Source organism: Streptomyces sp. NPDC047000, from assembly GCF_040644295.1.
Lineage (GTDB): Bacteria > Actinomycetota > Actinomycetes > Streptomycetales > Streptomycetaceae > Streptomyces.
Genome location: NZ_JBEYWE010000033.1, coordinates 74,196 through 81,381, shown reverse-complemented (window position 1 = coordinate 81,381; position 7,186 = coordinate 74,196). Strand labels below are relative to the sequence as shown.

Annotated in this window: 6 protein-coding genes and 1 pseudogene; 5 read left to right on the top strand and 2 right to left on the bottom strand. The window is 68.5% G+C overall.

All coding sequences use genetic code 11. The features are described from left to right. Together ABZ862_RS33735 and ABZ862_RS33730 are read right to left on the bottom strand one after the other, a co-directional pair. Positions 1-701, bottom strand: a 701-nt coding sequence (locus tag ABZ862_RS33735) for a 2-oxoacid:acceptor oxidoreductase family protein (protein ID WP_360966786.1), incomplete at its 3' end; no start/stop codon positions are given. A gap of 107 nt (positions 702-808) precedes the next feature. Beyond that, positions 809-1,948 carry a methylmalonyl-CoA mutase family protein gene (locus tag ABZ862_RS33730; RefSeq protein WP_360966783.1) on the bottom strand — a complete coding sequence of 380 codons (1,140 nt, stop codon included), beginning with the start codon at positions 1,946-1,948 and terminating at the stop codon, positions 809-811. A 256-nt stretch (positions 1,949-2,204) separates the two neighbouring features. Here ABZ862_RS33730 and ABZ862_RS33725 point away from each other — a divergent pair, with 256 nt between their 5' ends. The 5 genes and pseudogenes from ABZ862_RS33725 (at position 2,205) to ABZ862_RS33705 (ending at position 6,749) form a co-directional block, all read left to right on the top strand. Then, entirely contained in the window at positions 2,205-3,014 is an 810-nt protein-coding gene (locus ABZ862_RS33725) for a hypothetical protein (RefSeq protein ID WP_360966780.1), read from the top strand. A gap of 354 nt (positions 3,015-3,368) precedes the next feature. Then, a complete protein-coding gene (locus ABZ862_RS33720; RefSeq protein ID WP_360966777.1) occupies positions 3,369-3,974 on the top strand; it encodes a DUF5819 family protein in 606 nt (201 codons plus the stop codon). Positions 3,975-3,983: 9 nt separating this feature from the next. Continuing rightward, positions 3,984-5,141 (top strand): HTTM domain-containing protein, encoded by a 1,158-nt coding sequence (locus ABZ862_RS33715; protein ID WP_360966795.1) that lies wholly within the window; start codon positions 3,984-3,986, stop codon positions 5,139-5,141. A gap of 50 nt (positions 5,142-5,191) precedes the next feature. Beyond that, positions 5,192-5,281 (top strand): annotated as a pseudogene (locus tag ABZ862_RS33710) (DUF6192 family protein); the annotation flags it as partial. Between the two features lie 529 nt (positions 5,282-5,810). Continuing rightward, the gene (locus ABZ862_RS33705; RefSeq protein WP_360966774.1) at positions 5,811-6,749 is read left to right on the top strand and encodes a DUF3800 domain-containing protein; all 939 of its coding nucleotides are present in this window, start codon (positions 5,811-5,813) and stop codon (positions 6,747-6,749) included. Positions 6,750-7,186: the final 437 nt, after the last annotated feature.

Below are 7,186 nucleotides of genomic sequence, written 5' to 3'. Positions count from 1 at the left end.
GGAAACGCGGATGCGGCCGGCGCCACCTCGTAGGAGACCGCGAAGTCCTCGGTCGTCTCCCCGAAGTTCCAGCCCGCCCGGAACGCCGTGACGTTGGCGGCGGCGATGCCGGGCTTCCTGGCGAACTTCGCCTGGAGGAACTTCTCCGTCCCCTCCGTCGGCCGGTGGTACATCCAGCTCAGCAGGCCCAGGGCGAACATGTTCTTGCACCGCACGGCGTCGCGCCGCGCGAGCCCGGAGTCCTTCAGCGCCTCGACGGTGAGGGTGGTGAGCGGCACGGGATGCAGCCGGTACCGCTCGAGGGACCCGTCCTCCAGCGGGCTGACGGGGTAACCGACCTTGAGCATGGCGCGCTTGGTGAACTCGTCGGTGTCGACGATGACTTCGCCACCGGCCCGGACGTCGCCGATGTTGGCCCGGAGCGCGGCGGGGTTCATGGCGACGAGGACGTCGGGGGCGTCACCGGGGGTGAGGATGTCGTGGTCGGCGAAGTGCAGCTGGAACGACGAGACGCCGGGGAGGGTACCGGCAGGGGCGCGGATCTCGGCCGGGAAGTTCGGCAGGGTGGACAGATCGTTCCCGAACGACGCCGTCTCCGAGGTGAAACGGTCGCCCGTGAGCTGCATACCGTCGCCGGAGTCACCGGCGAACCGGATGACGACCCGGTCGACTCGGCGGACGTTCTTGGTTTCCAGAGGCATACGTGTCGGCTCCTGTCGGTCCTTTACCGGTCCGCCGGGTGGTGTGAGCTGCGCCGTTCAGACGACGGACCACCAGGTGGACCCTGTGCCGGGCAGCCGCGGGGAAGTTAACCGGGCGCGCTATAGGGCTCCTTGGGCGCGGGTTCGCGCGCGGGAGGGCCGGTGAAGGAGATCCGGTACTCGTCCGGCGGGTTCGGCGCCAGGCACTCCCCCCACACCTCACGCAGGGCACCGCACGCCTCGCCGACGGTGGCTCCGGCGGCCAGCGCGTCCTTGAGCGGATAGAGCACGTTGCCGGTCCCTCCGGCGGCGGCACGCACCGCACCGAGAGCACCGTCGACACGCTGTCCGTGCCGCCAGGCCCGCACCTTGGCGAGCCGCTCACGCTGCCGCAGGACGACGGCCGACCCGCCACGGAACTGGTCTCCGGGCACGGTCGCGGCGCCCAGGATGCCGCCCTCCCACCCGATCTCGTGCCGCTGGAAGCCGAGTTCGATGCCGGCGGCAGCGCCCCCGAGCGCCTCCACCCGGTCCAGCAGTCCGCCGATCCCGGCGTCGATGCCGTCCCCGACCAGGAACCGCGGCAGCCAGGCCCCGGGCACCCCCGGCCAGCGCACCCCGAACCGCTCCTTCATCACCCGCGCCCAGACCCGCCGTCCGGACCGGAAGGTGAGCCGCGAGGCGAACTCCTCCACGTCCAGCCCGGCACCCTCGGCGGTACGCACGTACTCGATGCCGTGGGAGAGCACGAACGCGGCCTCCTGCACGGGCGAGGCCCCGGCCCGCACCAGCCGGTGCCCGGTGAGGGAGAGGGGACGCCAGCGGGGCAGCTCGGCACGGCAGTAGGCGAAGAGGTCGGCGGTGAGCCGCAACGAGGGGACCAGCGGGAAGAGCCCGCGCCCCCGCACGATGTACTCGGTGAGGATGTCGTTCCGGACGGTCCCCCGCAGCCGCTCGCCCTCCACCCCCTGCTCCTCGGCGACGAGCTGGTACAGCAGAAGCAGCAGAGCGGCGGGCCCGTCGGCGGTGAGGTACAGCGAAACCGCCTCCAGCGGCACCCCGCCGAACAGCACCCGCATGTCATCCAGCGAGTCGACGGCCACCCCCGCCCGCCCGACCTCCCCGGCGGCATCCGGATGGTCGGAGTCGTACCCGAGCTGGGTCGGCAGATCGAACCCGGCCGACAGCACGGTGGCCCCACCCCCGACCAACCGCCGATAGCGCGCGTTGTACTGCGCGGCCGACACGACGACAGCCCCCGCCGAACCCCCGGCCCCGGAAAACTCCCCTGCTCTGACCCTCTCCACACCGGCAGAGTGACCCACGCCACTAAAGCCGGGGCAAGGGCGTGACTCCGCTTCGCGCATTCACCCTCCTGGCGCATTTCTCACCGACGGACGGAAACCGCAGCCGGATTTACCGGCCCACCTGCCCCTTATTTGATTCAATCCGTCCGAAGGCGCAAGACAGGAACTTCACCAGGAAAAGAGAAAGAGGAGCGCCATGCGGGCCATCAGAGCCCTGCTCGTGGGAGCCTCCGTACTCACCGTCACGGTGGGCACCACGGCTGCCTCGCAGGCCATGGGATGGGAAACTCCCTGGTCAGCACAGATTTCCCGGAGCAGCACACTGCCCCCGGCCTACGACGGCGGGGACGGAAAGACGAAGCAGGAAAACCACAAGAAGGAGGGCCACAACAAATACGAGAAGCACGACAAGTACGACAAGAAAAAGGTCGACAGCTACCAGCTCATCCACAGCTGCAATGGGAAATTCGGCTACTGCACGAATGACGCGGTCTTCGCCCCGACGATTCTCGGCAGCATCGGGCTCACCACGGGACTGATCGGCCTGACGAGCGGGACCACGGGACAGACCGCCACCACGGCAACCACAGGCACCACAGCAACCACAGCCACCACCACGACGACCTCCACAACCGCCACCACGGCCACCACGGCCACCACGACCACCACCACCCCGCCGCCGAACGAGTGGTGTTCCCCCGGCTACTGGTTCAACCAGGGCCTCGACAACTGGCCCGCGCCCTACGACCCGGCCACCTCGCATTGGAGCGACCTGCCCACGCCTCCGTACACGGACACGCTCGCGCGGACGGCTGCGGGTGTGGCGGCCGGGGCCCCCGCGGATCCGCTGCTGACGTACATCTGGGATCCGCAGAACGCGAACAACTTCGCGCAGTGGTACGTGCGGTCCCGGGGCAGCGTCATCAACGACATCGCCGACGTGCTCAGTGCGGCAGCCGGCCTCTCATGGACCGACAAGGCCACCGCAACCTGCCCCCTGAGCTGAGCGGAACACCCGTCACCCACGGACCGGGCCGCCCTCTTCAAACATGCCCGGTGCGGTCCGATGCCACCTGCACCCGCAGCTGAAGCACATCGGACGTGCGGCCTGTGCGGTGAGTGGTCCTCACCGCACAGGCCGCCGAGCAGAAAGAAGAGAATGGAAGTCTCCAGGAAATCACCCACCGCACAGACGACGGAAGCGGTACCGGACGCCACGAGCTGTCTGCCCCCTCCGCGACCGGAGGCGGAAGGAGTCGGTTCTGCCGCTCCCGGGTCCGTCGCCGGACAGGTGCAAGGCCCGGACGACGCGCGGCAGGATCCCGGACTTCAGGGCGCCGTGGGACGCACGTGGTCACCCGTGTCGATCGGACTGCTGGCGTCGACCGCCGTCGTGCTGGCGACCGCCCTCCTGGTGCACGTGACCATGATCTTTCTGACCCTCGCCCCCGCCAATGTCCTCAAGACCCGCGACCAGGCGCTGATCGACTCCTACGTGCAGCCCGAGTTCGGGCAGGACTGGAAGTTGTTCGCGCCCAACCCCAAGCAGCGCAACGACGCCATCGGCGTCCGCCTGCGGACCACGGGGGCCCACCGCGTCCAGCATGTCTCCGGGTGGGTCAACCTCACCGACCAGGATGTGACGGCGATCAAGGGTGACCCGGCGCCGAGTCACACGAGCCAGAACATGCTCCGTATCGCCTGGGACAACTCCGAGGCGCTGCACGGGCCGGACAACCAGCCCAAGGGCGTCCGCGGAGTGGTGGCAGGCGCCTATCTGAAGCGCATCGTGCTCCAGCGCGTCGGACACCGGTGGCGGGGCGAGACGATCACAGCGGTCCAGATCGCGGGCCGCTACACCATGGTGCCGCCCCCGTCGTGGACCGGCGAGGAGACGCCCGACACCACCACCTACCGCGTACTGCCCTGGTGGCCGGTGACCGGCCAGGACTACAAGGGACTGTGATTGAGCACCGTGACATCCTCGCCGAGCACCCCCGCGGCACCTGGCCGCTCCCATGCGACCCGCATCCGTACCGGCGCCACCCGCCTCGGACACCTCATCTGCACCACTCGGGCGTCCCACCAGGCCGCGGCCTTCCGTATCGGACTGTCCCTCGTGATCGCCGCGTTCCTGTGCCGGGAATGGCCTCACCGCCGTGTTCTCTACGGCGACCGCAGCCCGCTGTCGTACGACATGGCACTCGAACTGGGACGTCTGGACGGCACCTTCAGTGTGCTGCAGTGGTCCGGCGGCCGGGTCTGGTTCGAGATCGTCTACTCCCTGACCGTCGCCTCGGCCTTCGCGGTCCTGCTGGGCTGGCGTACCAGGACCATGTCCGTCATCCTCATGGTCGGGGTGCTCTCGTTGGAGAACCGCAACCCCCTCGTGGGCGACGGCGGCGACAACGTCCTGCGCATCATGGTGCTCTACCTCGTCTTCACCCGCTGCGCCCAGGTCTGGTCGCTGGACGCACGGCGCGCCCGCACCCGGCAGCAGGCGGACTCCCCCCGCACCGACCGGACGGGAGTCGCCCTGTGGACGGCAACCGGTCTGTTCCTGCTGCTGGCGTTCGGCTGGGACACGGGATGGCCCCTCGTGCTCTGGACACTGTGGGCCGTACACGGGCTGTGGTACGCCGCCGATCACTGGGTCCCCCGGAGCGAGGCCCGCGCGCTCCTGGATGCCGGCGCGTCCATGCTGCACAACACCGCGATGCTGGCGATCGCCGCTCAGGTCTGCCTGATCTACGCCACCTCCGGCTGGTACAAGGTGCAGGGCTCACGGTGGGAACAGGGCAGCGCCCTGCACTACGCGCTCAGGCTGGAGTACTTCGCTCCCTGGCCGTGGCTCTCCGCGCTCCTCGCCGGCAACACGGTGCTGGTGCTGCTGCTGAGCTACGGAACCGTCATCCTTCAGGTCGCCTTCCCCTTCACCCTGGCCAACCGCAAGGTCAAGAACGTGCTGATCGCCGTGATGATGTGCGAGCACGTGGGGATCGCGGTGCTCCTCGGCATCCCGTTCTTCTCCATGGCCATGATCGCCTGCGACACCGTCTTCCTGCCCACCGCGTTCCTGACAGCCCTCACCGCCCGCCGCCGGATCCTGCCCTCGGCGGCACCGGCGTCTTGAATGCCTGTTGCTGAACCGGCTTGACGGGCAGCCTCGGGCCCTACGCCGGCGTGGTGTCCGAGGACGCCGGGCGGGTGCGGGCGACGCCGGACTGGATCGAGACGGCCGTCGACACCGGGAAGGTCGACATCGACGGCTGACTGGCCCGCCTCCTGCAGAGCGAGTAGGCGATGCCGCGCGCTCCGAGCGCAGATCGGCGGCGTCCCCGCGGCACGCCCATGACCCGGCGCATCACCCGCCGGTCCTCCCGAAGAAGCGGACAGGCGGCCTCCCGCGCGGCGGAACGCGACTGATCGTTCTGAAGGTGATGGTCACCACCGCCACCCTGTTCCCACCGCGTTCGCTGCCTTTCACTCTCCCCCCACGTCCTTCAGCGGGCCAGGCCCCGCAGCACCGCCCTGGCCTCCGGCCTGCCCACCTGGCGGGCCGGACATGCGACAGCGGGGTCGGCCGGGACCGGCGAAGGCTGTCCCCGGACGATCACTCACAACGTCACGCCCGGCATCCAAGCCAGCCCCACCCACAGGTCAACGCAGAGTGACGTACGCTTGACTATCCGTAGCAGACTTGGCACGATCGGTATCAGCAAGCAAAACATCGCGCATATGGCTGCGCAGACCCTGTGGCCGTCCCTTCGGGGACGGCCACAGACGTGTCCCGGGAGGATCGGTGCATCTGTGCTACATCGACGAGGCGGGCAACGGGCAGACGCTGGATCCTGAGCGCCCTGACGCCCCACCGGTCCTCGTCGTCGGCGGTTTCACCGTTCCCCATACCCAGCTCAGGTCCCTCACCTGGGCCTTTCTCGACATAAAGAAGCACTACCGCCCCCAGTTGCAGCACGCGGAACAGCTCTCCGACCTGATCCAGCACGAGATCAAGGGCTCGGACGTCCGCAAGAACCTCCGCGCCGGCAACCACAACTGGCGGCGTGCGGCCATGGACCTGGTGGCTTCGCTGCTGGGGATGCTCAAGGAGCACGAGGCCCGGATCCTCGCCCGAGTATGGATCAAGGAAGTCGGGCAGGCGTTCGACGAATCCGGGGTCTATCCGGCGTCCGTCGCCGCGCTGAACGAGACCTTTCAGGCCCAGCTCGCCCACGAGCACTCCCGCGGCATGATGGTCCTCGACAGCCGTACGAAGGTGAAGAACGCACCCAACGTGCACTGCGTGACCACCCGCAAGTTCCGCACGGGGGGTGACAGCCTGCGCGGGGTCATCGAGTCACCGGTCTTCGGACACAGCGACACGCACACGCTTCTTCAGGTCGCGGACCTTCTGGTCTCGTCGTTGCTGTTCCCGATCGCCTGTCACGCCTATCTGAGCGACGTGACCTGGAACGTGCACTGCGACGACGCCTACCGACCCCTGCGGGAACAGCACGGAGAGCAGCTCAAGAACCTGCAGTTCCGGTACCAGGACGCCCTGGGCAAGTGGCGGGGCGGAGTCGTCGTGTCGGACCGCAGGACCCGGCAGCCGTCCAGCCTGATGTTCGGGCTGCCGAAGAGGGCCGCAGTACCGACGCCCACGATTCCCGGGCAACTGACGACCCCCCACGCCGAGCATCCGAAATCCGGACCGGGCAGCACCCTGCCGCTCGTACCGTAGGCGGAAAGCTCCGGACAACGGATCAGACCGGCAACCGCAGCACTGCCGTACTGGCGGCAGAACGTCTCTCTCAGCCCCGAAGCAGGCACGTTCCTGATCGGCTTGCTGAAGGCTCCTGACAGCTTACGAGCAGGACCGCTACGGCTTGTTGGCACTGGGCATCGGGTCTCTCTTCTGGTCACAAGGCGGAAGAGAGACCCGGTCTGGTGACGTGGTGCGGCCTGCTCCGCGCCTCGGCAGATAACAGCCTCAGCTATGTCCAACTACCCTGCGCATCGCGCACTGCTCGGCAGCCTGCGCCGGCGGCGTCAAGCGGACGGTACCGCATGGGCATCCGATCGGACGGCGGTGCAGCGGGTGACGGCCTGGACTTCGTCGACGATGCGGTCGCTACGCAGCACGTCGTTGGCCAACTCCACAGCAGAAGGGTCCCGGCT

Bases quoted from the DNA above. Each gene is read 5' to 3' on its own strand.
- ABZ862_RS33725 (WP_360966780.1), top strand. From the start codon at position 2,205: ATGCGGGCCATCAGAGCCCTGCTCGTGGGAGCCTCCGTACTCACCGTC.